This window comes from Tistrella mobilis KA081020-065, from assembly GCF_000264455.2.
GTDB classification, from domain to species: Bacteria; Pseudomonadota; Alphaproteobacteria; order Tistrellales; family Tistrellaceae; genus Tistrella; species Tistrella mobilis.
In genome coordinates this window covers 69,724-93,477 of sequence record NC_017958.1, presented here as the reverse complement: position 1 = coordinate 93,477, position 23,754 = coordinate 69,724, and the positions used below count along the sequence as shown (strand labels likewise).

Annotated in this window: 26 protein-coding genes and 1 pseudogene; 24 read left to right on the top strand and 3 right to left on the bottom strand. The window is 65.3% G+C overall.

All coding sequences use genetic code 11. The annotated features are described in order from the left end of the window. The first annotated feature begins 4 nt into the window (after positions 1-4). The 9 genes from TMO_RS24270 (at position 5) to TMO_RS24230 (ending at position 9,195) form a co-directional block, all read left to right on the top strand. A complete protein-coding gene (locus tag TMO_RS24270; protein ID WP_003098988.1) occupies positions 5-880 on the top strand; it encodes a ParA family protein in 876 nt (291 codons plus the stop codon). Then, entirely contained in the window at positions 864-1,133 is a 270-nt protein-coding gene (locus TMO_RS24265) for a hypothetical protein (RefSeq protein WP_003050422.1), read from the top strand. The genes TMO_RS24270 and TMO_RS24265 overlap by 17 nt, the downstream gene beginning before the upstream one ends. Next, positions 1,126-2,805 carry a ParB family protein gene (locus TMO_RS24260; RefSeq protein ID WP_003098985.1) on the top strand — a complete coding sequence of 560 codons (1,680 nt, stop codon included), beginning with the start codon at positions 1,126-1,128 and terminating at the stop codon, positions 2,803-2,805. Before TMO_RS24265 ends, TMO_RS24260 begins: the two co-directional genes overlap by 8 nt. Positions 2,806-2,819: 14 nt before the next feature. Further along, positions 2,820-3,380: a DUF2857 domain-containing protein gene (locus TMO_RS24255; protein ID WP_003090097.1), complete on the top strand. Its 561-nt coding sequence runs from the start codon at positions 2,820-2,822 to the stop codon at positions 3,378-3,380. A 3-nt stretch (positions 3,381-3,383) separates the two neighbouring features. Then, complete coding sequence (locus TMO_RS24250) at positions 3,384-4,622, top strand: STY4528 family pathogenicity island replication protein (protein ID WP_034066692.1); 1,239 nt, start codon at positions 3,384-3,386, stop codon at positions 4,620-4,622. 429 nt (positions 4,623-5,051) lie between these two features. After that, positions 5,052-5,843 carry a PFL_4669 family integrating conjugative element protein gene (locus TMO_RS24245; RefSeq protein ID WP_003098981.1) on the top strand — a complete coding sequence of 264 codons (792 nt, stop codon included), beginning with the start codon at positions 5,052-5,054 and terminating at the stop codon, positions 5,841-5,843. Beyond that, positions 5,840-6,367: a DUF3158 family protein gene (locus tag TMO_RS24240; protein ID WP_003098978.1), complete on the top strand. Its 528-nt coding sequence runs from the start codon at positions 5,840-5,842 to the stop codon at positions 6,365-6,367. Before TMO_RS24245 ends, TMO_RS24240 begins: the two co-directional genes overlap by 4 nt. A gap of 73 nt (positions 6,368-6,440) precedes the next feature. Next, the gene (locus TMO_RS24235; protein WP_003098976.1) at positions 6,441-6,881 is read left to right on the top strand and encodes a single-stranded DNA-binding protein; all 441 of its coding nucleotides are present in this window, start codon (positions 6,441-6,443) and stop codon (positions 6,879-6,881) included. Positions 6,882-7,164: 283 nt separating this feature from the next. Continuing rightward, positions 7,165-9,195, top strand: coding sequence for a DNA topoisomerase III (locus TMO_RS24230; protein WP_003098974.1), 2,031 nt, complete (start codon positions 7,165-7,167; stop codon positions 9,193-9,195). 723 nt (positions 9,196-9,918) lie between these two features. On the opposite strand, the gene TMO_RS24225 is transcribed toward TMO_RS24230, so the two are convergent. Then, positions 9,919-10,554 carry a cation transporter gene (locus TMO_RS24225; protein WP_003098972.1) on the bottom strand — a complete coding sequence of 212 codons (636 nt, stop codon included), beginning with the start codon at positions 10,552-10,554 and terminating at the stop codon, positions 9,919-9,921. A 384-nt stretch (positions 10,555-10,938) separates the two neighbouring features. Between TMO_RS24225 and TMO_RS32410 the strand changes: the two genes are divergently transcribed. Beyond that, positions 10,939-11,175, top strand: a complete 237-nt coding sequence (locus tag TMO_RS32410; protein ID WP_003098970.1) for a hypothetical protein — start codon at positions 10,939-10,941, stop codon at positions 11,173-11,175. 12 nt (positions 11,176-11,187) lie between these two features. Then, a complete protein-coding gene (locus TMO_RS32405; RefSeq protein ID WP_055312603.1) occupies positions 11,188-11,562 on the top strand; it encodes a DUF3703 domain-containing protein in 375 nt (124 codons plus the stop codon). Positions 11,563-11,629: 67 nt separating this feature from the next. Here TMO_RS32405 and cadR read toward each other — a convergent pair whose 3' ends face one another. Beyond that, positions 11,630-12,028, bottom strand: coding sequence for a Cd(II)/Pb(II)-responsive transcriptional regulator (gene cadR, locus TMO_RS24215; protein WP_003098965.1), 399 nt, complete (start codon positions 12,026-12,028; stop codon positions 11,630-11,632). A gap of 91 nt (positions 12,029-12,119) precedes the next feature. On the opposite strand from cadR, the gene TMO_RS24210 reads away from it, so the two are divergent. The 8 genes from TMO_RS24210 to TMO_RS24180 all read left to right on the top strand — a co-directional run bounded on the left by TMO_RS24210 (position 12,120) and on the right by TMO_RS24180 (position 19,588). After that, positions 12,120-15,032: a heavy metal translocating P-type ATPase gene (locus TMO_RS24210; protein ID WP_003098961.1), complete on the top strand. Its 2,913-nt coding sequence runs from the start codon at positions 12,120-12,122 to the stop codon at positions 15,030-15,032. Positions 15,033-15,035: 3 nt separating this feature from the next. After that, on the top strand, positions 15,036-15,536 hold the full coding sequence (gene lspA / locus TMO_RS24205; RefSeq protein ID WP_003098955.1) for a signal peptidase II: 501 nt from the start codon (positions 15,036-15,038) through the stop codon (positions 15,534-15,536). Between the two features lie 336 nt (positions 15,537-15,872). After that, positions 15,873-16,184 carry a hypothetical protein gene (locus tag TMO_RS32965; protein WP_003108988.1) on the top strand — a complete coding sequence of 104 codons (312 nt, stop codon included), beginning with the start codon at positions 15,873-15,875 and terminating at the stop codon, positions 16,182-16,184. Positions 16,185-16,483: 299 nt separating this feature from the next. Continuing rightward, complete coding sequence (locus tag TMO_RS24200; protein ID WP_005408894.1) at positions 16,484-16,735, top strand: hypothetical protein; 252 nt, start codon at positions 16,484-16,486, stop codon at positions 16,733-16,735. 21 nt (positions 16,736-16,756) lie between these two features. Further along, a complete protein-coding gene (locus TMO_RS24195; RefSeq protein ID WP_003098949.1) occupies positions 16,757-17,149 on the top strand; it encodes a hypothetical protein in 393 nt (130 codons plus the stop codon). 213 nt (positions 17,150-17,362) lie between these two features. Next, a complete protein-coding gene (locus tag TMO_RS24190; RefSeq protein ID WP_003098947.1) occupies positions 17,363-18,100 on the top strand; it encodes a hypothetical protein in 738 nt (245 codons plus the stop codon). Between the two features lie 96 nt (positions 18,101-18,196). Then, positions 18,197-18,475, top strand: coding sequence for a hypothetical protein (locus tag TMO_RS24185; RefSeq protein ID WP_003098943.1), 279 nt, complete (start codon positions 18,197-18,199; stop codon positions 18,473-18,475). A gap of 288 nt (positions 18,476-18,763) precedes the next feature. Further along, complete coding sequence (locus TMO_RS24180; protein ID WP_003098941.1) at positions 18,764-19,588, top strand: hypothetical protein; 825 nt, start codon at positions 18,764-18,766, stop codon at positions 19,586-19,588. Between the two features lie 261 nt (positions 19,589-19,849). Here TMO_RS24180 and merR read toward each other — a convergent pair whose 3' ends face one another. After that, complete coding sequence (gene merR, locus TMO_RS24175) at positions 19,850-20,257, bottom strand: Hg(II)-responsive transcriptional regulator (RefSeq protein WP_003098939.1); 408 nt, start codon at positions 20,255-20,257, stop codon at positions 19,850-19,852. A 71-nt stretch (positions 20,258-20,328) separates the two neighbouring features. Here merR and merT point away from each other — a divergent pair, with 71 nt between their 5' ends. From merT to TMO_RS32955, 5 genes and pseudogenes are all read left to right on the top strand, one after another. After that, a complete protein-coding gene (merT, locus tag TMO_RS24170) occupies positions 20,329-20,679 on the top strand; it encodes a mercuric ion transporter MerT (protein WP_003098936.1) in 351 nt (116 codons plus the stop codon). A gap of 12 nt (positions 20,680-20,691) precedes the next feature. Next, positions 20,692-20,997, top strand: a complete 306-nt coding sequence (gene merP, locus TMO_RS24165) for a mercury resistance system periplasmic binding protein MerP (protein WP_003098934.1) — start codon at positions 20,692-20,694, stop codon at positions 20,995-20,997. Between the two features lie 10 nt (positions 20,998-21,007). Beyond that, entirely contained in the window at positions 21,008-22,696 is a 1,689-nt protein-coding gene (gene merA / locus TMO_RS24160; protein WP_003098932.1) for a mercury(II) reductase, read from the top strand. A gap of 18 nt (positions 22,697-22,714) precedes the next feature. Beyond that, a complete protein-coding gene (locus tag TMO_RS32960) occupies positions 22,715-23,230 on the top strand; it encodes a Tn3 family transposase (protein WP_003098931.1) in 516 nt (171 codons plus the stop codon). Then, positions 23,194-23,712, top strand: a pseudogene (locus TMO_RS32955) (Tn3 family transposase); the annotation flags it as partial. The gene TMO_RS32960 and the pseudogene TMO_RS32955, both read left to right, overlap by 37 nt. Between the last annotated feature and the right edge of the window lie 42 nt (positions 23,713-23,754).

Below are 23,754 nucleotides of genomic sequence, written 5' to 3'. Positions count from 1 at the left end.
CGCCATGCAGGTCGTGTCCATCATTTCAACGAAGGGCGGCGTCGGCAAGACCACGACGGCCGCCAACCTGGGCGGGCTCGCCGCGGACGCGGGCCTGCGCGTGCTGCTGCTCGATCTCGACGTGCAGCCCACCTTGTCCTCCTACTACGAACTGACCCAGCGCGCGCCGGGCGGCATCTATGAGCTGTTGGCCTTCAACGAGCGCGACCTTGGCCAGCTCGTGTCCCGCACGATCATCGCGGGCCTGGACCTGGTGCTGTCCGACGACCACCGGGGCGAGCTGAACACGTTGTTGCTGCATGCGCCGGATGGCCGCCTGCGGTTGCGGCATCTGCTGCCAGCACTTGCTCCCCTCTACGACCTGGTGCTGATCGACACCCAGGGCGCGCGTTCCGTGCTGCTGGAGATGGCGGTGCTCGCCTCCGATCTCGCGCTGTCGCCCGTCACGCCGGAGATCCTCGCGGCACGCGAGCTGCGGCGCGGCACCATGCAGTTGCTCGAAGACATTGCGCCGTACCGGCACCTGGGCATCGAACCGCCGCCGCTGCACTTGCTCATCAACCGCGTCCACCCGGTGTCCGCCAACGCACGGCTGATCCAGCAGGCCTTGCGCGACCTGTTCCAGGACAGCGCCGGCATCCGCGTGCTCGCCACCGACGTGCCGGCCATAGAAGCGTATCCACGTGCCGCAACGCGCGGCCTGCCGGTGCATCGGGTCGAGCACCGCCAGCCGCCCGGCAGAGTCGCCCCTGCCGCGCTCGACACGATGCGCGCGCTCGCCAGCGAGTTGTTCCCGCAATGGCAGGACCGACTGGCTCAAGTATCCGGCCGCCCGCAGCGACCTCTTGATCCTGGGAGGCCCCATGGCGAACGCACATGAGCTGGCCCGCGGCCACAAGCGGCTGCGCGCCCTGATCGAGTTCGCGGTCGGTGAGGGCTGGCACGTCAAGCGCACGCCGGGCGGGCACCTCAAGTTCACCAAGGCCGGCTGCGCGGCGATCTACACGAGTTCGACAGCGAGTGACCACCGGGCCGAATTGAACGCCCGTGCGCAGATCCGCCGCGCCGAGCGAGAGGCCCGCATGGCGCCGGCCGGCGGTCGTGGGGACTGCGAGGGGTGCGGCCATGGCTGACATGACCTCGCAGGACATGGCAGGCAAGCTGCTCGCGGCCGGCTTCGAGCGCAGCGGCCCAGCGGCTACGGCCTTGAGCGACCCGATCGCGGACACGCCCATGGTCGTGACGCTGGACCAGTTGCGGCCCTACGACCATGACCCGCGCATGAAGCGCAACCCGGCTTACGAGGAAATCAAGGCATCCATCCGCGAGCGCGGCCTGGACGCGGCGCCGGCCATCACGCGCAGGCCCGGCGAGGACCACTACATCATCCGCAACGGCGGCAACACGCGACTGGCGATCCTGCGCGAACTCTGGTCGGAGACCAAGGAAGAACGCTTCTTCCGCATATCGTGCCTGTTCCGACCATGGCCGGAGCGCGGTGAAATCGTCGCGCTGACCGGGCATCTTGCCGAGAACGAACTGCGCGGCGGCCTCACGTTCATCGAGCGCGCGCTCGGCGTCGAGAAAGCACGGGAGTTCTACGAGCAGGAGAGCGGCGCCGCCCTGAGCCAGTCGGAACTGGCCCGCCGCCTGGCGGCCGATGGCTTCCCCGTCCAGCGGTCGCACATCACCCGCATGGCCGACGCGGTGCGCTACCTGCTGCCCGCCATTCCCACTGTGCTCTATGGCGGCCTGGGGCGCCACCAGGTCGAGCGGCTGTCGGTCATGCGCACGGCCTGCAAACGCACCTGGGAGCACTACGCCAAGGACCGTTCGCTGCCGCTGGACTTCGACAGTTTCTTTCAGGAGGTGCTGGCGCAGTTCGACACGCAGGGCGACGAGTTCGCGCCGCAGCGCGTGCAAGACGAGCTGATCGGCCAGATGTCCGAGCTGCTGGGCATCGGCTACGACGTGCTGGCGCTGGACCTGACCGAATCGGAAAGCCGCCACCGGGCGCTGGTCAGTGACCCGACGCCACCTGCGGCGCAGCCGGCGTTGCCTTCGCCCACCGCCGGCACGCCGACTCCGCCGGGCGCAGCATCGTCCATCGCCACGCCTGCAGCGGCGGCCGGTCCTCCACCCGCCAGCCCTCCGGCGTCCGAGCCCACCTTGCGCCACGACGACACGGCGGTTGGCGAAGCGGCCACGGGAAGCCAGCCGGCCGCACCGGGCGATCTGCTTCGCGAGCACATCGTCTCGCCAGCACCGACGACAGAACGGCTCCAATCGATCCAGCGCATGGTCGCCGACCAGTTGGGCGATGCGCTGCCGCCCGACTTCTCGGCGAGCGTGCTGCAGTCCATCCCGGTGCAACTCGGCGGACTCTATCCGATCTCCGACGTCTGGTACATCGACGCCGGCCTGGACACGCCCGATCGGCTGCGCATCCACATCGCGCAGTTCGCGCGCGAGATCGCCGGGGAGGCAGGCCTGGACGAGTGCATCGAGGATCGCGCCGATGGCATCGGGTTTGCGTGCCGCGCCCGCGGCCAAGCCCCGTCGCCGCTCGGCCGCGCGGTGCTGACGCTGCTCACTTCCCTGACGGGTCAGCCCGTCGCCGAAGCGGGCCTGGACGGCGCGCAGCTCGCCGCCGACCTGCCGACCCTGTTGCACGGCCAGAGCCAAGGCCATGGCAGCGGCGCAAGGCGCTTGAGCGACACGGCGTTGGTCAAGCTCTTTCGGCTGCTGCGCCTCGCCCGGCGTCTGCTGGACCTGGAAGCCGGCACCACGGCGCCCGGGACGTGAGCGAGGGAGGCCGCATGTCCACATCGCATCCGCTCAACCAGGCCGTGATTGCCCAGGCGCTGTATGACCTTCGCAACGGCCAACTGCGCCGCTGCAAGGCCATGGGCTTCGGCGAGGCCGAGCTGGATGCGCTCAAGCACCCCGCGCTGATCAGCGTGCTGGCCAACGCCAGCGTCTCGTGGTGCTCGGTCACGGTCAACCGCGAAGTGCTGCAGCGCCTGCTCAACCAGGCACAGGACGTGGAGAAGGAAATCGCCACGGTCGATCGCATGCTGCGGCTGGGGGCCAGCACGGAGATGGTCAGCCGCTTCTATGGCCTGACCCATCAGGAAGTCGCCCTGCGGCGGGAGATCCTCGGCCTGCCCAAGCGCAAGGGGCGCCACCCCGTCCTGGACGAGACCCAGGACACCGAACTGTGGCGGCAATGGAAAGCCGTGACCAGCAGCAGGAACGTCGATCTGGAGGACGAGACCTCGATTCTCGATGCGGCCATGGACCTGGCCGAGGGCATGTCGCTGCCGCTCTCGGTGGTCTGGGCCGCGATCAGGAACTGGGTCGATCAGGGATTGGGCTAGGCCATGGCCGTGGACGACACCGCCCCACGAGCCCAGCGCCCTGGCCCCATCGCACTCGCCGACCTGTTCGACGCTGCGCTGAAGGACCTCGCGCCCAAGTCCAGCTCTGGCGCTCCCGCGTCCCTGCCTGCTCCAACGCCCACGCCTCCTACGTCCGGCGACGCCTTCCTGTTCAGTGGCAATCGGCACGGGAGCGTGCCGCGGCGGCTGTTCCTCGACCGCCGCCTGACACCGCTGGAGCGCAACGCCTGGCAGGTGTTCCGATTGATGCTCAACGACGATGGCGTCACGGCATTTCCCACCTATGAGCAGTTGCGCCCCTGGCTGGCGTCGATGCCCTGCGCAGGCCAGGCCTCCCATGAGACCGTGGCGCGGGCGCTGACGCTGCTGCGCCTGACGCGCTGGCTGAGCCTCGTGCGACGACGGCGCGACCCCAAGACCGGTCGCATCCTCGGCAACCTCTACGTCCTGCACGACGAACCGCTGACGCCGTTCGAGGCGATGCAACTCGACGCCGACTACCTGGCCCTGGTCAGCCAGTCGCTGGGGCATTCGGCCAAGGCCGTCCAGGTGGTGGGACTCAACACCCTCCAGGAGATCGCGGACGACCCGATGCTGTCCGGACGCACCTTGCCGTCGCGGCTGCAAGTGCTCGCCGAGCGCCTGGCCGACCAGGGCATCACCGCCTCCGAAAGTTATCCACAGGAGGATGCGGTCCACGATTCCGAAGAAGGGCCCGCGAGCCTTCTTCGGAATAGCGATCGCCCATCTTCGGAATCCGAAGCAGGGCCGAAACCCGCGCCAGACGGCGCTCTTCGGAATTCGAAGCAGGACCGTACAGTACGTAGTAGTCATATTGATGAAGTACGTACTACCGCGCAGGCGCGTGCGCTGGGCGACCTGCAATGGCCCAAGCGCTTCGCGGAACTGAAGGCGGAACAGCAGGCCGGAGCCAAGATGGCGTTGCAGCAGGTGGACGCTGCCCTGCGGCAGGCCGTGCTGGACGAATGGGCCGCACGGTGCGGCAAGCATGGCATCCGCAACCCCGCCGGTTATCTGTTCGGCATCATCCAGCGCGCCATGCGCGGCGAGTTCAATGCCTGGGCCAAGCAGACCGGCCCGGCACCGCCAACACCATCGGCGGCGCGAGCGCCACCAACCGAGCCGCCGCGCAACGTCGTGCCGCCCGAGGTGGCCCGGCAGCACATCGAGCGCCTGCGCGATCTGCTGCGCAAATCCTGAGCACAGGGCTTGTCAAAGCCGTGAAGTAGATCTCCATGGCGGTCGGCAGAAACGGTCCCCTGGGGACGGCTGTGCGGTGAAGCGCCGGGCGACGGCGCGACATGCTGCGCAAAACCTGAGTAGAGCGCATGCAAGACCATGAAGCAGACCTCCATGGCGCTCAACGGAACGGTCCCCTGGGGACGGCTGCGCGGCGAAGGATCGTGTCGAACGGCAGCGCGACGTGCGGTGCAGCACGCATACCGTCAACAACCGAGGACGGGAACGCCGATGTGAGTGCCCATCTGCGGAGCGGTCCCCAGGGGACCGTTGCGCGCTGCGCCGCCAGCGCGCACAGAACCGGGGGTCGGCTCATTTCGGTTTGTTGACTGACTGCCTTCCGCTGCATGCGGATGCTGGCGGCTCCCTGTCCACCAGCGAGCGATCACCATGGCAACCAGCAACGAACCATTGCAACTCAACCTCGGCTCCCTGCGCAGCGCGATGTCGCTGACGCTGCACACCCACCACGCCTCGCGCATCTGGCATGGCCGCGCCGCCGCCGAGGGGCGACCGGGCATCGTCGGCCTGAACGGCTACATCGCCGTCATGAACAAGATGAAGCGCGGCTCGGAGCAGGACGACCCATACAGCGACTGGTGGATGCTTCGCATCGAAGACAAGCTCGACCAGACCAGGACCACGCTGCAGACGCTGCGCGACCAGGTGGACCAGGCCCTGGCCGGCGTGCCCGCCGCGTTGACCCTGGGCGAGAACCTCAACGTGCAGCCCGTCAAGCTTCCGCTGTTCGTCAATGCGCAGTTGGGCTTTGCCGCCGTCTATCTCCTGGCCGACTACGACGACATCGCGCGCAAGCTGATCCTCGCCCACCACACCGCGCTGATCGATCGCTCGACGTTGGAGCGCTGGCTCAACGAAGGTGCCCACGCGCTGCGCAGCCTGTTCAGCCTGGCCCAGCAATACCGCTACTCGGGCTGCACCCGCGACGACTTCGCGGCCAAGAACGCCGCAGCTCGGGCAGCATTGGAGAAGTTCGGCGAACTGCCGCAGGACGTGCTCGAAGGCATGCGCCGCTCGAAGTTTGCGCCGCCCGTCGTGCGCCGTGGTCTGCAACAGCGTGGTGATAGCGCTGCCGCAGCCGCATCTCCCACCGACGAAGGCGCTGCCGCCGATTCGGCCGAGGCCAAGTCCACAGCCGCCGGCGAGGACGAACCGGCATGAGCGACCCGAACCGCGAACCGCGCTACTTCCGTCGTCTGGAACAGCCAGCCTTCATGCGGCTGGAACACGCGGCCTCTCTAAAAGGCCTTTTAAAGCCTTTTAAAGGTAAAGGGGACTTCGAGGCCTGGGCCAGCCAGTGCTTCGCCATGCGCGACGAGTTGATTGCCCTGGCGCAGCGACAGGTGCTGCCACAGGCGTGCGGGCATCCCTTCCACCTGCTTCCCGTCGAGCTGGCCCAGCAGACCACTGGCGCAGGCACGACCTTTCTTCGCTGGCGCAAGCACGATCGATCGGCCATGGGCGTGGCGTTGTGGCAGGAGCTGATGGCGAGCCCCAGCACGCCGGTCAACCTGCTGCACGACCTGCACGAGATCGAACTGCAGCGCGTCATGCTGAACATGCAGATCAGCCTGCTGCACACCCTGGGCAGGCAAGCACAGGAATGCGCCAGCAAGGCCGCGCAGGCGGACAACACCTACCTGCGCCGGCTCGCGTCCGTTCCTGCCGCAGTGCGCGATCGGTGATTGCGCCTGCCATCCGAGCACGCGCCCGAGCCCAACGAGGCACGGGTATTTCAACCACCACGGAGATTCCAACATGAGCACACAATTCATCGGCGAGGGCAACATCGGATCGCCTCCCGAGTACCGCGAATTCCCCAATGGCAACGACGATCCTCGCCGGTTGCTCCGGCTGAACGTGTACTTCGACAACCCCGTCCCCACCAAGGGCGGCGAGTTCGAGGACCGCGGCGGCTTCTGGGCGCCGGTGGAACTCTGGCACCACGACGCCGACCGCTGGCAGCAGCTCTACCAGAAGGGCATGCGGGTGCTGGTCGTCGGCCGCATGGAGCGCGACCCCTGGACGGACAACGAAGATCAGCCGCGTGAGACTTGGCAGGTCAACGCGCGCAGTGTCGGCATCCTGCCGTACCGCATCGAGTCTGTGGCCCTCAGCCCGAAGCCACAGGAGGCAGAGCCGAAGCCCCAGGCCACCCAGGAATCGACGGCGCCGAAAGAGACCAAGCGCAGGAAGTGATCGGGCATGGAGGGCGGCTGCCGCAGTGCTTCGCCGCCCTCCATGCGCTGCGAATTATCCCCAGGGGATAGCTCCACCAACGTCCACCGAGTTCCACGCGCGCTCCCGGAAATCGCGGCTCTCGGCCCGCACACTTCCGGCCACGCACCTTCCCCGCACTCGCCATTTCATCGGCGTGAAAGCGGTCGCTGCCGCATGCGGCTTGTTTGCTGCTGCCAGGGGCTGCGCTCGGCATCCTCGATCCCAGCAACTCCATGAACAACAGGAATCGGGATGGACGGATATGCGGCTGTTCTTGTGCGAGAAACCCTCCCAGGGCAAAGACATTGGCCGGATTCTCGGCGCCACGCAGCGCGGTGAAGGCTGCCTCAACGGTTCCGGCGTCACGGTCACCTGGTGCATCGGCCATCTCGTGGAGGCGGCGCCGCCCGAGGCCTACGACGAGCAGCTCAAACGATGGTCCGTTGAGCAGTTGCCCATCATTCCCCAGCACTGGCGGGTCGAGGTCAAACCGAAGACCGCCACGCAATTCAAGGTCGTCAAGGCGCTCTTGGCGAAGGCGACTCACCTGGTTATCGCCACCGATGCCGACCGCGAGGGCGAATTGATCGCCCGCGAGATCGTGGAGCTTTGCGGCTACCGCGGCCCCATCGAACGCCTGTGGCTGTCGGCGCTCAACGATGCGTCCATTCGGGCGGCACTGGGCCAGCTGCGGCCTTCGGCCGAGACGCTTTCGATGTACCACTCGGCGCTGGCGCGCTCCCGTGCGGATTGGCTCGTGGGCATGAACCTGAGCCGGCTGTTCACGGTGCTGGGGCGACAGGCGGGTTACGACGGCGTGCTGTCGGTCGGCCGCGTACAGACCCCGACGCTCAAGCTCGTTGTGGACCGCGACCGCGAGATCGCGCGCTTCGTGTCCGTACCATACTGGGCCATCGCCGTGTCCCTGTTCGCAGGCGGTTCGACTTTCGCCGCGCAATGGGTTCCACCCGATGCGTGCACCGACGACGCAGGCCGCTGCCTGCGGCAGCCGGTCGCACAGCAGACCATGCAGCAGATCCGCGCTGCGGGCAGTGCCCACGTCGTGTCGGTGGAGACTGAGCGTGTCCGCGAAGGCCCGCCGCTGCCGTTCGACCTGGGCACCTTGCAGGAAGTGTGTTCCAAGCAGCTTGGGCTGGACGTGCAGGAAACCTTGGAGATTGCCCAAGCCCTGTACGAGACGCACAAGGCCACGACGTACCCCCGCTCGGACTCCGGCTACCTGCCCGAGAGCATGTTTGCCGAAGTGCCCACCGTTCTCGACAGCCTGCTCAAGACCGATCCCTCGCTGCGCTCGATCATGGGCCAGCTCGACCGCTCGCAGCGCTCGCGCGCCTGGAACGATGGCAAGGTCACGGCGCACCACGGCATCATCCCGACGCTCGAACCGGCGAAGCTCTCCGCCATGAGCGAGAAGGAACTGGCCGTGTACAGGCTCATCCGGTCGCATTACCTGGCGCAGTTCCTCCCTCACCACGAGTTCGACCGCACTGTGGCCAAGTTTTCGTGCGGGGGGCAGAACCTGGCGGCCACGGGCAAGCAGGTTGTCATCCCGGGTTGGCGCCAGGTGCTCGCCGAGCCGCAGGCCGAAGACGGTGATGGCGAGGGCGATACTGCGGTCCGCGCCCAGGTGCTGCCCGCGCTGCCGAAACTGTATGAGGGCCTGGCATGCCAGGTGGCCGACGTCGATCTCAAGGCACTCAAGACGCTGCCGCCCAAACCGTACACGCAAGGCGAGTTGGTCAAGTCCATGAAAGGCGTCGCCAAGCTGGTGTCCGATCCCCGCCTGAAGCAGAAGCTCAAGGATACGGTTGGCATCGGCACCGAAGCGACGCGGGCCAACATCATCGGCGGCCTGATCGCTCGCGGCTACCTCGTGAAGAAGGGGCGCGCCATCCGCGCCTCGGATGCGGCTTTCACTTTGATCGATGCCGTGCCTGCGGCGATTGCCGACCCTGGCACCACCGCCGTCTGGGAACAGGCGCTCGACATGATCGAGGCCGGACAGCTCACCCTGGACGTGTTCATCGGCAAGCAGGCCGCGTGGATTTCGCAGTTGATTGCGCAGTACGGCAGCGCCTCCCTGTCCATCAAGGTTCCCCAAGGGCCGGCATGCCCGCAGTGCGGCGCACCCACGCGCCAGCGCAGCGGCAAGAGCGGCCCGTTCTGGTCGTGCAGCCGCTACCCGGACTGCAAAGGCACGCTGCCAGTCGAATCCGGCAGCTCCAAGCGCGGCGCCTCGCGCCCGCGCCGTAGCGGCCGCAAAGGCTCCTGACCGCCCCCGTTCCCCGTGAGCCGTGCCCGCCTTCGGCGGCGTGGCCCCTGTCCCGCACTCCGCCGCATGCCCTGCGGGACGCCCAGCGCGCAACGCCTTCTTGATCCGTGTGCGCGTCCCGCCCAGCCGTCCCCGGCCGCGGGACCTGAAGGTAGCTTCTCTGCGAGCCGCACCACGCGCGTTCTGTTGATCTGCGTTTCTTCCGCCCTCTGCGAAGGGTCTCCCGGTGGCTTGCCAGGCTGCACGAGCCACCGGGAGACCCTTCGTGGTCAGCGGTAATCGGTGCCGGTGCCCGCCGGTGCAAAAACGGGCTCCCTTTGTGCGCGGATGTGCGCCAGACGATGCCGGCCCCAGCCACGACATGGGCCGGGTGTGATTGCTTGATGAGCAGATGGTTCTAGCGACGACCGGGCCTGCCAATCAGCCCACGGGTGGTTCCTCTTTTCTCCCGAGCCGAAGGCCGTTGGGCCTTCGGCGCCATTCTCCTGCCCATCAACGTCCCGGCCCGGCCATTGGCCTGGGCCACACGAACAGGAGAGACGACATGCACCCTCAACCTTGCGCACCGCTGCTGTACGGCAGACGGAGGTCGAGAACGGCATGCCCGCCTATCGCGCGGCCATCGCCAATGGTACGCTCGGCTGCAGCCGAGGCCGTAGCCCAAAGGCTGGACTACCTCTTTTGCAGAGGTAAACCTCGGGATGAACTGGGCGAAAACATGCCTTATGTGCCCGCCTTACGGCGAGCTGTTTCCGATGCTTCGCGCAGGATTTCCCGCCCCCCATTCGCTGCGATTGCGGCCACGATGACGCCCAGCACCAGATCCGGGATGTTCGACCCGAACCCCATCACCAGCACCCCGGACAGCACAATCGCACCATTGACGATGGAGTCGTTGCTGGTAAAGATCGCTGACGCCTTGAAGTTCACATCTTCCCCGCGATGGCGGCGCAGTAGTCTGAGGCACACTAGGTTCAAAGCCGCGTTCAGCGCGGCCATGGCCATCATGGCTGGGCCGACAGGCTCTTCCCCTCCAGCGAAGCGGCGTAGGACTTCCAACAGCAGCAGCGCGGCCAGGCCGATTAGCAAGAAACCCGACAAGCGGGCCGCGCCCACCTTGACCGTTGCCGCACGACCGACGGCATACAGGCTAACCGCATAGACCGACGCATCGGCGAGGTTGTCCAACCCGGCGCCCATCAGCGCCGTAGAGCCAGCCCAGATGCCAAGGGCAATGCCGGCGGCGGACTGCGTCAGGTTGATCAGCAACACAGTCAGAAGAATCTTTCGGTCCTTCGCATCGCTCGCATCTAGGCGGCCCAACTCGTCGTTTTCGTGATTTCTGTGGTTTTCAGCCATGCATTGTTCCTTCCAAATCGATGGATGCTGAAGCCTGTAGCGGCTGGAGAGTCAAGGCGCAGATGCAACGAACTTGCCACAGGGTCTTCCCGGACGCCCTTGACTCTACCGTAGCTAGAAGGTTTTCCAATCCAGTCAGAGCTTTAGGACAGAACAGATGAGCACCAATGCGCCCCCTTCATTGCGACTGTCATCCGGTATGGCTGCTATCCACTGATCCGTGGCGCCACTGCGGTTGTGCTCTTCGGCGAGCTCGCGACCGGCCGGCCGTCTTTTCCGACGGAGCTACTCACAGTGATCGTCGCGCTCGCTTGTGCCGCCTTGCTAGAGGGCGGGCGGCCTTTCCACTCCCCGTTGAGCCAGTAGCGGCGTTCCAAGCTGTGGTTGGCCGTCGGCGCATGGCTCGGCTTCTTGGTCGTGCATCTGGCCTTCCAGCACTCCAATCTGGGATACCGGGTCGGGCCGTTGGGATTGTTGATCGGGGTGGCTGAAGCCCATCGCTGGCATCACAAGCGTGAGCACGAAGACGCCCAAGTCAACTACGGCGATTTCTGGATGCCCGGGGGCCACTTGTTCAGCGCTTTCCGGTCGCAAAAGCACACGCTGGGCGCCAAAGAGTGACACTCAAGAAAGATGGACTTTCCAATGGACTACGGCCCGCAGCTTGTCTATCCCTTCCGGAGCCGGCCAGCAGCGGCAAACGCTTGCGCTGCTGGCTATACGATCTTGCCCACGTCGCATTCTTGCGCGAGTCGGGCCTTGCGGCTTCTTGCGAAGCGATCGCGAGTTGCGTGGCGTGCCCATGAGTCGGGCCGCGTCGTGGCGCACTGCTACCTTGGCCTGCACCTGCACCTGCGCAGCCACGCCGCGATGCTCGGTCTGGCCTGGAGAACCCGTAAGGTGGCGGAGATTGCGGCGCGCAGGTCGTCCGGCTCGCGCTGGCTCCTGTGGGCCACGCCCTCGGTCGCACGCCGTCTCAAAACGTCAGAACCGCGCGCTTTCGCATGATGGAGCGCGGCACGTGGCTCTCAGAACTGGACCCGATCACTTCCAGCACCGATGACACGCTCGAGCTTCAGGCGGGCTCGGCCAAGCTGTTGAGAATGCCGCACTCGCGCGAGGTTCGGGCGCTATCGCAGGAGCGTCGCAGATCCATTAACTCGCGCTCCAAGGCGCGCAATTCCTTCATCTTGGTCCGCACTTGCGCGATATGAGCGTCGACCAGCGCGTTCACCTCGCCGCAGCCCAACTCTGGCCGATCCCGTAAGTTCAGCAGTTGACGGATCTCATCCAGCGTCATGTCCTTCGCCCGGCAGCGGCGGATGAACAGCAAGCGCTGCAAATGGACTTCGTCATAGAGCCTGAAGTTGCCCTCGCTACGTGCAGGCTCGGGCAGCAAGCCTTCTGACTCGTAAAAGCGCACGGTCTGCACCAAGCAATCTGCCTTCTTGCCCAGTTCACCGATCCGCATCATGGTTGCTTCCTATAAAAAACTTGACTCTATATCTACTAGAGGTTTTCTAATGATGGCATCCGGGGAAAACCTTGTCAATGAAGAGCGATCTATGAACAAAGAACCTTCCAGCCCATGCGCCTGCTCCGGCGGCAATGGCCAACAGACGGCGTGCGCCAGTGAGCAGGCCAGCACTGAAACCACCGTTTTCCACGTGAGCAACATGGATTGCCGCAATGAGGAAGCACTGGTGCGGCGAACGCTGGAGGGCATGCCCGGTGTCGAGCGGCTCCTGTTCGATCTTCCGCAGCGTTTGTTGACCATTTCGCACCGCGAAGTCTCGGCCGATGCCTTGGAGCAAGCGCTGAATTCGGTGGGCATGAAGGCTCAGGCTGTCCGAGACGCCGCCGTGTCGACCACCTACCGCATCGAGAACATGGACTGCCCGAGCGAGGAGAAACTCATCCGCTCGCACCTCGGGGCAGTCGAGGGAATTCAGGACCTCGACTTCGACCTCGCTGAGCGCACCCTGTCGGTGAAACACCTCGCTCAGGCACGCGCGCAGATGGAGCAGGTCCTGGCCTCGATCGGCATGCGCGCCAAGGAGCAGACCTTCGGCCACACGGGGCCGATCGAAGCCGCGGCTGTGATCCCATCCTCGGCCCTGCAGCAGCAACCAACCGCTGCCGTTTCCGCGCCGCCGATCGGCGAGCGGGTGACGTACCGGATCGAGAACATGGATTGCCCGACGGAAGAAGCGCTGATCCGCGACCGGCTGGGCAAGCTGCCGGGTGTGACCGCGCTCGACTTCAATCTGATGCAGCGTGTGCTGGGAGTCCAGCACACGCTGGCGACCTCAGCGCCGATCGAGAAGGCGCTTGCTTCCATTGGAATGCAGGCTGCGCGGCAGGACATGCAGACAGCCACCACGGTACTTCGCATCGCGAAGATGGACTGTCCGACCGAGGAAAGTCTGATCCGCGGCAAGCTGCAAGGCATGCCGGGCGTGCAGGGAATGGATTTCAACCTGATGCAGCGCACGCTCACGGTTCGGCACACACCCGACGCGATCAAGCCGGCAGTCGAAGCCATCGAATCGCTGGGCATGGAAGCCGAGGTCCAGAGGACTGATGAGCCGCGCGATGCCCCGGTGGCCGCGCACAAGACCAATTGGTGGCCGATGGCGGTTTCGGGCGTTGCGGCGGTGGCCGCCGAAGGCGTGTACTGGGTCAACGACGGCAATCATTGGGCCGTGATCGTGCTGGCACTGGTTTCGATCTTCACCGGCGGCCTCAGCACCTACAAGAAGGGCTGGATCGCGCTGAAGAACCTCAACCTGAACATGAACGCCCTGATGGCCATCGCGGTCACCGGCGGCATGGCGATCGGCCACTGGCCGGAGGCCGCCATGGTCATGTTCCTGTTCGCGTTGGCGGAAGTGATCGAGGCGAAGTCGCTGGACCGCGCCCGCAACGCCATTCGGGGGCTGATGGACTTGGCGCCCGAGACCGCGACCGTGCGGCAGGCCGATGGCTCATGGACAGAGCTGCCGGCCAAGGAGGTCGCAAAGGGCGCGGTGGTCCGCGTGCGTCCTGGCGAGCGCATCGCACTGGACGGCCTGATCACCTCGGGTCGATCGGCCATCAACCAGGCGCCCATCACCGGCGAGAGCCTGCCCGTCGAGAAGGCCGAAGGTGACCAGGTCTTCGCCGGAACCATCAATGAGACCGGCTCTTTCGAATACAAGGTGACCGCAGGCGCCAGCGACTCGACGCTCGCGCGCATCATCCATGCCGTGGAGTCCGCGCAGGGCAGCCGTGCGCCCACGCAGCGCTTCGTCGACCAGTTCGCCCGCGTCTACACGCCGGCGGTGTTCGCGGTGTCCGTGCTGGTTGCCGTCGTGCCGCCGCTCGCCTTCGGCGGCGCATGGTTTGACTGGGTCTACAAGGCCCTGGTACTGCTGGTGATCGCCTGCCCCTGCGCTCTGGTCATCTCCACGCCGGTCACCATCGTCAGCGGCTTGGCCGCTGCCGCCCGACGCGGCATCCTGATCAAGGGTGGCGTCTACCTGGAGGGCGGGCGCAAGCTCAAGGCGTTGGCCCTGGACAAGACCGGCACACTCACACATGGCAAGCCCGAGCAGACCGACTTCGTGCCGCTGATCGGCGAGGCGCAGGAAGTTGCCGCCTGGGCCGCAAGCCTCGCGGCACGCTCGGACCATCCTGTGTCTCAGGCCATCGCCCGCAAGGCGAACCGTGACGGCATCGCGCTGCACGAGGTCGACGACTTCGCGGCGCTGCCTGGCCGCGGCGTGCGCGGCCGCGTCGCCGGGCGCATGTTGCACATGGGCAACCACAGGCTCGCCCAGGAGCTGGGCCTGAGCGAAGCGACGCTCCAGGCTCGGCTGGAGACCCTGGAGCGCCAAGGCAAGACAGCGATCCTGCTGATGGACGATGCGACCGTGCTCGGCATTTTTGCAGTGGCCGACACCGTGAAGGAAACCAGCCGTGAGGCGGTGGCCGACCTGCAGGCGCTGGGTGTGCGCACGCTGATGCTGACGGGGGACAACCAGCACACGGCCGCGGCCATCGCTGCCCAGGTCGGAATCTCTGAAGCCCGTGGTGACCAACTGCCCGAAGACAAGCTCAAGACCATCGAAAGCCTGGTCGGCGGCGAGGGCCAGGTGGGCATGGTGGGCGACGGCATCAACGATTCGCCCGCGCTCGCCCGTGCCGACATCGGCTTCGCCATGGGCGCGGCCGGCACCGACACCGCGATCGAAACAGCCGACGTCGCCCTGATGGACGACGACCTGCGCAAGATCCCCGCCTTCATCCGGCTGTCGCGTAGCACTGCGGCGATCCTCACGCAGAACATCGTTCTGGCCCTTGGCATCAAGGCGGTGTTCCTTGCGTTGACGTTCACAGGGCATGCCACCATGTGGATGGCTGTGTTCGCTGACATGGGGGCAAGTCTTTTGGTTGTCGTCAATGGGCTGCGCCTCCTGAAGTTCAAGGCGGCATGAACAATGGATGAACCATCTCTTCGCAAGACGCAGTGGTACTCACTCGCGATCGTTATATTCGCCGGCGATCAGGCAGCTAAGAGCTACATTGACGCGACAACTCCCTTGGGTTGGTCGCACGAGGTGGCGTCATTCTTCAACCTAGTTCACGCTCTCAATCCCGGCGCGGCGTTCAGCTTCCTTGCTGGCGCGGGCGGCTGGCAGCGGTGGTTTTTTCTGGCGATCGCGTTCGCAATATCGGCATGGCTCGCATGGCTGCTCTCCCGGCCGCTGCGCAAAACGGAAGGCCTTTCGTACAGCCTCATTCTGGGCGGCGCATTGGGCAACGCGTTCGACCGCGCCACGCGCGGGCACGTTATCGACTACATCGACTTTCACCTGCACGGCTGGCACTGGCCCGCCTTCAACATCGCTGACATGGCCATCGTGGGCGGGGCGATCGCGCTGGTGGCCCAGTCGTTCATGAGCGTGGAGAACCCGGCCGCCACAAAGGAGTCCCAGTGACATTGGGACGATCCGGAAATTCGCAATGCACACGGTGCAGGACACCAATCTGAAGAGAACGGCCCCCAGCATGAGCGGCCGCGGCTTGGCCCTCATGCTAGCGCCCACCGCCGCTTTTGCTGCAACGCCCTGTTGCGATGGCGGCGATTGCTGCAACGACGTCGCAATGCCTTGCTGTGAATAAACAGCACGCAAGCCAGTTGACCTGGCAATTATGAAAGTCCATCACGGCGATGCTGGCCTTTTTCGTTCCAATGAGCCGTCACGGAGAGGTGATGATGAAGCTATGCCGGGATCCTGCAAGCTTTAGGACGGTCTTCTTTACCGCATAGCGATATGCTGATGTCACCCGTTCGCCTCGCCTGGCAAGTACAAGTAGTTCGTCGCGGTTTTCTGGCCGTGTCCGCCCGCTTCGCTGGCCCTTTTGCCCCAAACAAGCGCAATCATGCCTGCGTTACCACCAAAGTTCGCCCCCGCCAGTTGCTGTTCCTAAAGGGCATCAAGCTCAACGCCATCGCCGACCGGCCAGCGTATTTCGCATCGCTGCGTGCCCGTCGGGGCCAGCCCATCGTCATCCTCGCAGAGCTGGGACCGGACGAGGCATTCGCCCTGTGGAAGCAGCATGTACTGGGCGACAGGCCTCGCTGACCCAGTTTCGCCTCATCCTCCTGACAGCCCCGCACTTATTGCGGGGCTTTCTTTTTTTCCGCGTTCGCCAATCGGGGCTGTTGCAAATGCCGATTTCCGGCTGACGCGGCTCGCCTCGCGCATGAAGCTGCCCGCATGTGTCGCTGATTCGTCAGCACCATGCCAGCAGCCAGAGTTTCCAGGCTGCCGCGGATTCTTTCCGCGCTACCCGCCAGTCCGCCATCGCATCGAGTCTGCGGACGCGCGTCACCCGTGACGCCGATGCTTTTTTCTCAACCGCGTGCGGGAGCTGCCATCCCGTGAGGGACGAGGCCCCGCTTTTTCCAAGGAGCCCGTCCACGTCCCAGCAAGCCTCTTTCGGCCAGTTGGCCTTGATCCATTGCGGCAAGTTCCTGCCGCTCGAAATCCTGCATAGCGCCGCCGGCCACTACATCGGCACGCGCGATACAGAAGGTCCCGTTTCGCGGGAATCCTGCCAGTACTTCCGCAGCTATGCCGCGGCTCAACGTGCCCTCGAAAGAGGCGGCGGGTCCCAGCTCGCCACACCCTGATCCAACTGGAGGAACCACGTCATGAACCAGCTTTTGCCCCAGGAAGTCGTCGATCAGATCATGCGGGAAGAGCAGCATTTCGCCGCCGCGCCCCAAGCCTTCTTCGAGGTCTGGAAGCGCGGCGTCGAGATCGCAGGCCCGCAATGGTTTGGCGACGGCACGCGCGAAGGCCTGAACCAGGCAAAGAGCAAGTGGGATCTGCGTCCCGACATGCTGCGTGCCAACGACGCACTCGGCGTCCTGAGCAGCGGGGAACGCATGTTCCTGTCCGCCATGTTCAGCTTCTACAACGCGCGCGAGGGCGGTGCCATGCTCAAGCGCTGCCACTTCCAAGGACTGTCGGACTTCGATGGTCTCGATCTGCAACGCCGCAAGGTCATCGCCGATCTGTTGGTGAACTACAGCGGTTGGTGAGCCGGTCTGCGGCATACCACCGTCTTTTTGTTCACTGCCCATGAGGGACATGCGTCCACGCGGCCATGTCCCTCGATTTTTCTTCCGTCAGCCTGCGCCGATTGGCCCAAAGCCCTCGATCAGTGCCGCCTGACGCTTTTTCCACTTTCAACCCACCGGGGTTCAATTCCCGGTGGCGGGAATTGGCTCCATTATTCAATCTGGAGAAATTCCATGACCCAGAATCCCAATCCCTTTGTACGCGGCTACTGGAATCTGAGAGTCGTCCGAACGCTGTGCATCTGCTACGGGGACGGAAGCCCGCATGTCTGGCGATCCATCCACACGAGCCAAGCGCATCTTTCCGACAACGACCTGATCTCATCGCCTTGCATCGTCACCAGCGACTTCGCGTTGATCAAAAGCGGCACTGACGCCATCAGCGACGAGCTGATTGCTGAATGTGATGCTGTTGAAGGCATCAACGGCGAAGGCGTGGTGGGCGCCGTGGTCTATGCCATCCATGGCGACGACCTCGACGGCCGCCCGGTCCATGTCGGTGATACCTATTCGGCCGAAGCCGCGCGAGACGTGGTGCAGCGGTTGAGTTTCGAGACCGGCTATTACAGCCGGTGCTGGGAAGTCAGCAGCGCGCACATCTGCCAGGAAACCGGCCAGTACCTCGCCAACCTGGCAGACCTCGCCACGCCGGAGGCTTTTCTGTTCATCGCCTTTCGGGTTCCGTACAGCCCGGCGATTGGCGTCAAGCTGATCTCCACGCCCTGGACAGACAAGAACCTGGAATATGCCGAGGGCATCAGTGCTGAGCAGCTTCGACAGGAGCACCGCGACAAGGGCATGCCTGACGACCTGGCGAACATCCTTGAACTGGCCGGCCAGGCAGATGTGCGCATCCTCATCCTCGATGCCGACGCACCCGCGCTACTGGGCTTGCCACTGGCCGAGACCTAGCAGACACGCGACGCGCAAGCCTTCCCCTTTATCCCCCATATGCCAGCCCGCCTCCCACCAGGAGCCGGGCTGGTTCAATTCCATAGGAGCAATCTCATGTTCCCCGATCTCATCTTGCCCACGCCCGACTTCGAGAATCAGCTTGGAGCCTGCGTCAACGCCATGAGCCAGGACGACGCCATCGGCCAGATCCTGGTGTTCGAGCGCATGAGCGGTACGCTGCACATGCGCCATATCGACAGCGCCGATCTGGTGGACACCGACATTGACGACTACGAAATGGTCGTCTTCGACGGTGGCAACACAAGCGGCGACACGTGGAAACACGTGTTCTTTCCGCGTCAGCGCGAGCACTACTTCGTGTACCAAGCCTGATTCCTCCAGCCCCTTTCGAGGGGCTTTTTCTTGCCCGCAGCACAGGAAAACGGTTGTGGTGCGGTGCCGTTTCCTGCGGGCAGGCAGACCGCCCCAGGGCCATGCTTGCCCCATGTTCGTCGGCGTTGCCGGCACATGCCCAGGCAGTCGAGACCTTCGAGGCTGCAAGCGCGGGAAACCGTGCTGGTCGTTTCTTCCTACGGACCTACCGCGTCCATCCACGCCACCCACAAGGGACCTCTCCCTTGCGGGCGGGGAATCCCTTGTTTTTCCTCAAGGAGTTTCCCCATGGATCGTTCCCTCATCAAATCCATGATGCCTTCGCTGGTCGCAGGCCATGTGCCCCGCAACGTGCGGTCGTTCAAGTACCGCGTGTTCGATGATCAGCCGCTGTCCTCAACGCTGGGCTTCGCCATCGACCCCCAACCCTTCGACGGCAAGGTGGTCGCCGCGACCGACGATGCCATCGTCGTCAAGCTCAAGCCTTCCGAGTTCGCGGTGCTCGATCCCAGCCTGGTGACCACGGTTCCTGCCGAAGGCGCCAAGGTGCATGTCCAACCCTATGCCCGTCGTCGCTTCGACGGACTGCGCGCGGACACGCCGGAGGTCATCACCGAGGAGACTTCGGACGGCACGCCGTACACCATCACGAGGCACATCCTCGGCTCGGCGCCGGCCAAGCTGCCCATTCCCACGCCGCAGTGCATGGAGTTGGGCCAGCTCATCGAGCAGTTGGAGGAGATGCCGGCCCCCGATCGCTTCCGGCGCATCACCCACATGCTGGTGGATGCCGGTGCCCGCGACTTCACCTGGGTCGATCCCACGCCCTCCAAGATCATCGAGACCCCGCCGGCGATCAGCTTCACGGTCTCGACCGCGAAGTTCGAGGGCCGGGTGACGATCCTCTACGACCGCGGCGGAGACACCTACGTGGTGGAACTGCACCGTCAGAACGGTGAATCGGTCGAACTGGTCGATCGGCACGACGAGGTGTATTTCGACATGCTCGGCGAAGTGCTGGAGAGGCTCATCGACGACGGGCGCTGGCGCCAGATCGACGTGAGCATCCTCGACGCGAAAGCGGCCCGCAAGCGCCAGGCCGTCCCGGCATGACGCCCCGCAGCGAAACCGGGCGGTCCTGCGGCTGACCCGAGGCATCCGCCACGGCGTTCCAGCCGTTCCGGCCGCGTGCACTACAGGCCCTTCATCCCATCGGATGGAGGCCTTTCTCATTCTTCCACACAGGAGATTTCATCCATGTCACTGCGATTCAAAGGCGCTGACCTGCGCCCCGTGCTGACCGAAGCCATCGCCAATCAGGGGTCGTCTCAGAAAACGGAAAAAAATCGTACGCTAAGAGCCGAAGTGGGCCCTTTAGCAGCAATGCAAAGCTGCGATCAACGGGCAGGAAACATTGCCATGGTGCGCGTTGCACTCTCTCACTAGCGTCGACAGGGCCTCTTCCATCCGCGTGAGGTCCGCCATGCGTGCGCGCACATCGGCCAGCCGGTGAGCAGCCAGTTCGGCCGCCTCGCTGCAATGGGTGCCGTCCTCCAGTTTCAGGAGCTGGCCGACTTCATCCAGGCTGAATCCCAGGCGCTGGGCTGACTTCACGAACTTCACCCGCGCCACGTCCGCCTGCCCGTAGCGGCGGATGCGACCGTAGGGCCGCTCCGGCTGGGGTAGCAAGCCCTTGAGCTGATAGAAGCGGATCGTCTCCACGTTGACCCGGGCTGCCTTGGCGAAGGCCCCGATGGTCAGATTCTCTTGAGCGTTCTCCATGGCGCTTGACTCCGTAGTTGACTACGGAAGTAACGTTACAGCATCAAGCGAAGTCCCGGAAGGAGAACCTTATGTCGGAACCCAAGAACGGCCGCGGCGCACTGGCGACCGGCGGCGTCGCGGCCGTCCTCGCCTCGGCCTGCTGCCTCGGCCCCCTTGTCCTGGTCGCGCTCGGCTTCTCTAGCGCGTGGATCGGCAACCTGACCGTGCTGGAGCCGTATCGGCCGATCTTCATCGGCGCAGCGCTCATCGCGCTGTTCTTCGCCTGGCGCAGCATCTTCCGACCAGCCCATGCCTGCAAGCCCGGCGACGTTTGCGCCGTGCCCCAAGTGCGGACTGCCTACAAGGTGATCTTCTGGATCGTGGCCGCCCTGGTTCTGGTTGCCCTCGCGTTTCCCTACGTCCTGCCGCTGTTCTACTGAAAGGAGATCACCATGAAGAAACTCACCACCCTCACCACCCTCACCACCCTCACCACCCTCATCGCCCTGGCCGCCGCTCTAAGCGCGCCCGCCTGGGCTGCCACCAAGACCGTCACCCTGTCGGTGCCCGGCATGACCTGCGCCGCGTGCCCGATCACGGTCAAGACGGCTCTGTCCAAGGTCGCCGGCGTCGAGAAGGCCGAAGTCAGCTTCGAGAAGCGGGAGGCCGTCGTCACCTTCGACGAGGCCAAGACCAATGCCGACGCCTTGACCAAGGCCACCGCAAACGCGGGTTACCCGTCCAGCGTCAAGCAGTGAGGGCGTAATCATGGCCGAGGCGATCACCCTCCACATCGAAGGCATGACCTGCACGTCGTGCGCCGAGCACGTCCAGCAGGCTTTGACGAACGTGCCCGGCGTGCGCGCGGCCTCGGTGTCCTATCCGCAGCGGCAGGCCGAAATCGAGGCGGATGCAGGCGTGAGCGTGGCCCCGCTGGTTGCCGCAGTGGCCACGCTCGGCTATCGCGCACGGCTTACCGACACGCCGAACAAGCCTGCCGGCCTGCTAGACAAGGCGCTGGGCTGGCTCGGTGGCGAAACGAAGCATGTTGGCGGTGAACAAGCGCTGCACGTGGCTGTGATAGGCAGCGGCGGCGCGGCGATGGCGGCTGCCTTGAAGGCCGTGGAGCAAGGCGCCCGCGTCACGCTGATCGAGCGCGGCACCATCGGCGGCACCTGCGTCAATGTCGGCTGCGTGCCGTCCAAGATCATGATCCGCGCCGCGCACATCGTCCACCTGCGCCGCGAAAGCCCGTTCGATGCTGGCCTGCCGGCCGCAGCGCCCGCTGTACTGCGCGAGCGGCTGCTGGCCCAGCAACAAGGCCGCGTCGAGGAGCTGCGCCATGCCAAGTACGAAGGCATCCTGGCAAGCACTCCGGCCATCACCGTGCTGCGCGGCGAGGCCCGGTTCAGGGACACGCGCACGCTGACCGTGGCGACCGCTGACGGCGGCACGCACGAGGTGAACTTCGACCGCTGCCTGATTGCCACCGGCGCGAGCCCGGCGCTTCCGCCAATCCCGGGCCTTGCGGACACACCCCACTGGACCTCCACCGAGGCGCTGGAAAGCAGCTCGCTCCCCGAGCGGCTGGCCGTGATTGGTTCCTCCGTGGTGGCGGTCGAGTTGGCGCAAGCCTTCGCCCGGCTGGGCAGCCAGGTCACGATCCTGGCGCGCAGCACGCTGTTCTTCCGAGAAGACCCGGCCATCGGGGAAGCCGTAACAGACGCCTTCCGCGCCGAGGGCATCGAGGTGCTGGACCACACCCAGGCGAGCCACGTTGCCTATGCGGGCGGGGAATTCGTGCTCACCACCGGGCAGGGGGAAGTGCGCGCCGACAAGCTGCTGGTCGCCACCGGTCGCGCGCCGAACACGCGCAGCCTGAACCTTGAAGCGGCAGGCGTCGAAGTCAATGCGCAGGGAGCCATCGTCATCGACCGCGCCATGCGCACGAGCGCACCGCACATCTTTGCTGCCGGCGACTGCACCGACCAGCCGCAGTTCGTCTATGTGGCGGCGGCGGCCGGCACGCGCGCCGCGATCAACATGACCGGCGGCGACGCGGCGCTGGACCTGACGGCGATGCCGGCGGTGGTGTTCACCGATCCGCAGGTGGCGACCGTGGGCTACAGCGAGGCGGAAGCGCACCACGACGGCATCGAGACCGACAGCCGGCTGCTGACGCTCGACAACGTGCCGAGGGCGCTCGCCAACTTCGACACGCGCGGCTTCATCAAGCTGGTGGCGGAAGCTGGCTCAGGGCGGCTGATCGGCGTACAGGCGGTCGCGCCGGAAGCGGGCGAACTGATCCAGACGGCCGCGCTGGCGATCCGCCACCGGATGACCGTGCAGGAGCTGGCCGACCAGTTGTTCCCCTACCTGACCATGGTCGAGGGACTGAAGCTCGCGGCGCAGACCTTCAACAAGGACGTGAAGCAACTGTCCTGTTGCGCCGGATGAGGAAAAGGGAGGTGTTCGATGAACGCCTACAGCCGCGCCAACCGCCGCATCTACGCGGCCTTGTCCGATCCCCTGTCGGCCACCCACCGGCACCGCCTCGACGATCTGCTCAAGCGCCACGACAACGGCAAGACGACCTGGCTGGCCTGGCTGCGCCAGTCGCCCGTCAAGCCGAACTCGCGCCACATACTCGAACACATCGAGCGCCTCAAAGCCTGGCAGGCGCTCGACCTGCCTTCCGGCATCGAGCGGTCGGTGCACCAGAACCGCCTGCTCAAGATCGCCCGCGAAGGCGGCCAGATGACGCCCGCCGATCTGGCCAAGTTCGAGGCACAGCGCCGCTACGCGACCCTGGTGCGCTCGCCATCGAGGGCATGGCCACCGTCACCGACGAAATCATCGACCTGCACGACCGCATCCTGGGCAAGCTGTTCAACGCTGCCAAGCACAAGCATCAGCAGCAGTTCCAGGCGTCCGGCAAGGCGATCAACGCCAAGGTGCGGCTGGCCACCTCGATCAAGCAGGGCACGGTGACGGCCTCGCTGATGCTCAGGAAACTCGGCAGCTACCCGCGCCAGAACGGCCTGGCCGTGGCGCTGCGCGAGCTGGGCCGCATCGAGCGAACGCTGTTCATCCTGGACTGGCTGCAAAGCGTCGAGCTGCGCCGCCGCGTGCATGCCGGACTGAACAAGGGCGAAGCCCGCAACGCGCTAGCCCGCGCCGTGTTCTTCAACCGGCTGGGCGAAATCCGCGACCGCAGTTTCGAGCAGCAGCGCTACCGGGCCAGCGGCCTCAACCTGGTGACGGCGGCCATAGTGTTGTGGAACACGGTCTATCTGGAACGGGCCTCAAACGCCTTACGCGGTCACGGCCAGACTGTCGATGACGCCCTGTTGCAGTACCTGTCGCCGCTGGGCTGGGAGCACATCAACCTGACCGGCGATTACCTCTGGCGCAGCAGCGCCAAGATCGGCGCGGGCAAGTTCAGGCCGCTACGACCGCTGCAACCGGCTTAGCGTACGATTTTTTCCGTTTTCTGAGACGTCCCCAATCAGTGC

What these genes read in the sequence shown, in the direction of transcription:
- TMO_RS24270 (WP_003098988.1), top strand. Translation starts at nt 5, where the DNA reads ATGCAGGTCGTGTCCATCATTTCAACGAAGGGCGGCGTCGGCAAGACC.
- TMO_RS24265 (WP_003050422.1), top strand. Translation starts at nt 864, where the DNA reads ATGGCGAACGCACATGAGCTGGCCCGCGGCCACAAGCGGCTGCGCGCC.
- TMO_RS24260 (WP_003098985.1), top strand. Translation starts at nt 1,126, where the DNA reads ATGGCTGACATGACCTCGCAGGACATGGCAGGCAAGCTGCTCGCGGCC.
- TMO_RS24255 (WP_003090097.1), top strand. Translation starts at nt 2,820, where the DNA reads ATGTCCACATCGCATCCGCTCAACCAGGCCGTGATTGCCCAGGCGCTG.
- TMO_RS24250 (WP_034066692.1), top strand. Translation starts at nt 3,384, where the DNA reads ATGGCCGTGGACGACACCGCCCCACGAGCCCAGCGCCCTGGCCCCATC.
- TMO_RS24245 (WP_003098981.1), top strand. Translation starts at nt 5,052, where the DNA reads ATGGCAACCAGCAACGAACCATTGCAACTCAACCTCGGCTCCCTGCGC.
- TMO_RS24240 (WP_003098978.1), top strand. Translation starts at nt 5,840, where the DNA reads ATGAGCGACCCGAACCGCGAACCGCGCTACTTCCGTCGTCTGGAACAG.
- TMO_RS24235 (WP_003098976.1), top strand. Translation starts at nt 6,441, where the DNA reads ATGAGCACACAATTCATCGGCGAGGGCAACATCGGATCGCCTCCCGAG.
- TMO_RS24230 (WP_003098974.1), top strand. Translation starts at nt 7,165, where the DNA reads ATGCGGCTGTTCTTGTGCGAGAAACCCTCCCAGGGCAAAGACATTGGC.
- TMO_RS24225 (WP_003098972.1), bottom strand. Translation starts at nt 10,554, where the DNA reads ATGGCTGAAAACCACAGAAATCACGAAAACGACGAGTTGGGCCGCCTA.
- TMO_RS32405 (WP_055312603.1), top strand. Translation starts at nt 11,188, where the DNA reads ATGGACTTTCCAATGGACTACGGCCCGCAGCTTGTCTATCCCTTCCGG.
- cadR (WP_003098965.1), bottom strand. Translation starts at nt 12,028, where the DNA reads ATGATGCGGATCGGTGAACTGGGCAAGAAGGCAGATTGCTTGGTGCAG.
- TMO_RS24210 (WP_003098961.1), top strand. Translation starts at nt 12,120, where the DNA reads ATGAACAAAGAACCTTCCAGCCCATGCGCCTGCTCCGGCGGCAATGGC.
- lspA (WP_003098955.1), top strand. Translation starts at nt 15,036, where the DNA reads ATGGATGAACCATCTCTTCGCAAGACGCAGTGGTACTCACTCGCGATC.
- TMO_RS32965 (WP_003108988.1), top strand. Translation starts at nt 15,873, where the DNA reads ATGCTGATGTCACCCGTTCGCCTCGCCTGGCAAGTACAAGTAGTTCGT.
- TMO_RS24195 (WP_003098949.1), top strand. Translation starts at nt 16,757, where the DNA reads ATGAACCAGCTTTTGCCCCAGGAAGTCGTCGATCAGATCATGCGGGAA.
- TMO_RS24190 (WP_003098947.1), top strand. Translation starts at nt 17,363, where the DNA reads ATGACCCAGAATCCCAATCCCTTTGTACGCGGCTACTGGAATCTGAGA.
- TMO_RS24185 (WP_003098943.1), top strand. Translation starts at nt 18,197, where the DNA reads ATGTTCCCCGATCTCATCTTGCCCACGCCCGACTTCGAGAATCAGCTT.
- TMO_RS24180 (WP_003098941.1), top strand. Translation starts at nt 18,764, where the DNA reads ATGGATCGTTCCCTCATCAAATCCATGATGCCTTCGCTGGTCGCAGGC.
- merR (WP_003098939.1), bottom strand. Translation starts at nt 20,257, where the DNA reads ATGGAGAACGCTCAAGAGAATCTGACCATCGGGGCCTTCGCCAAGGCA.
- merT (WP_003098936.1), top strand. Translation starts at nt 20,329, where the DNA reads ATGTCGGAACCCAAGAACGGCCGCGGCGCACTGGCGACCGGCGGCGTC.
- merP (WP_003098934.1), top strand. Translation starts at nt 20,692, where the DNA reads ATGAAGAAACTCACCACCCTCACCACCCTCACCACCCTCACCACCCTC.
- merA (WP_003098932.1), top strand. Translation starts at nt 21,008, where the DNA reads ATGGCCGAGGCGATCACCCTCCACATCGAAGGCATGACCTGCACGTCG.
- TMO_RS32960 (WP_003098931.1), top strand. Translation starts at nt 22,715, where the DNA reads ATGAACGCCTACAGCCGCGCCAACCGCCGCATCTACGCGGCCTTGTCC.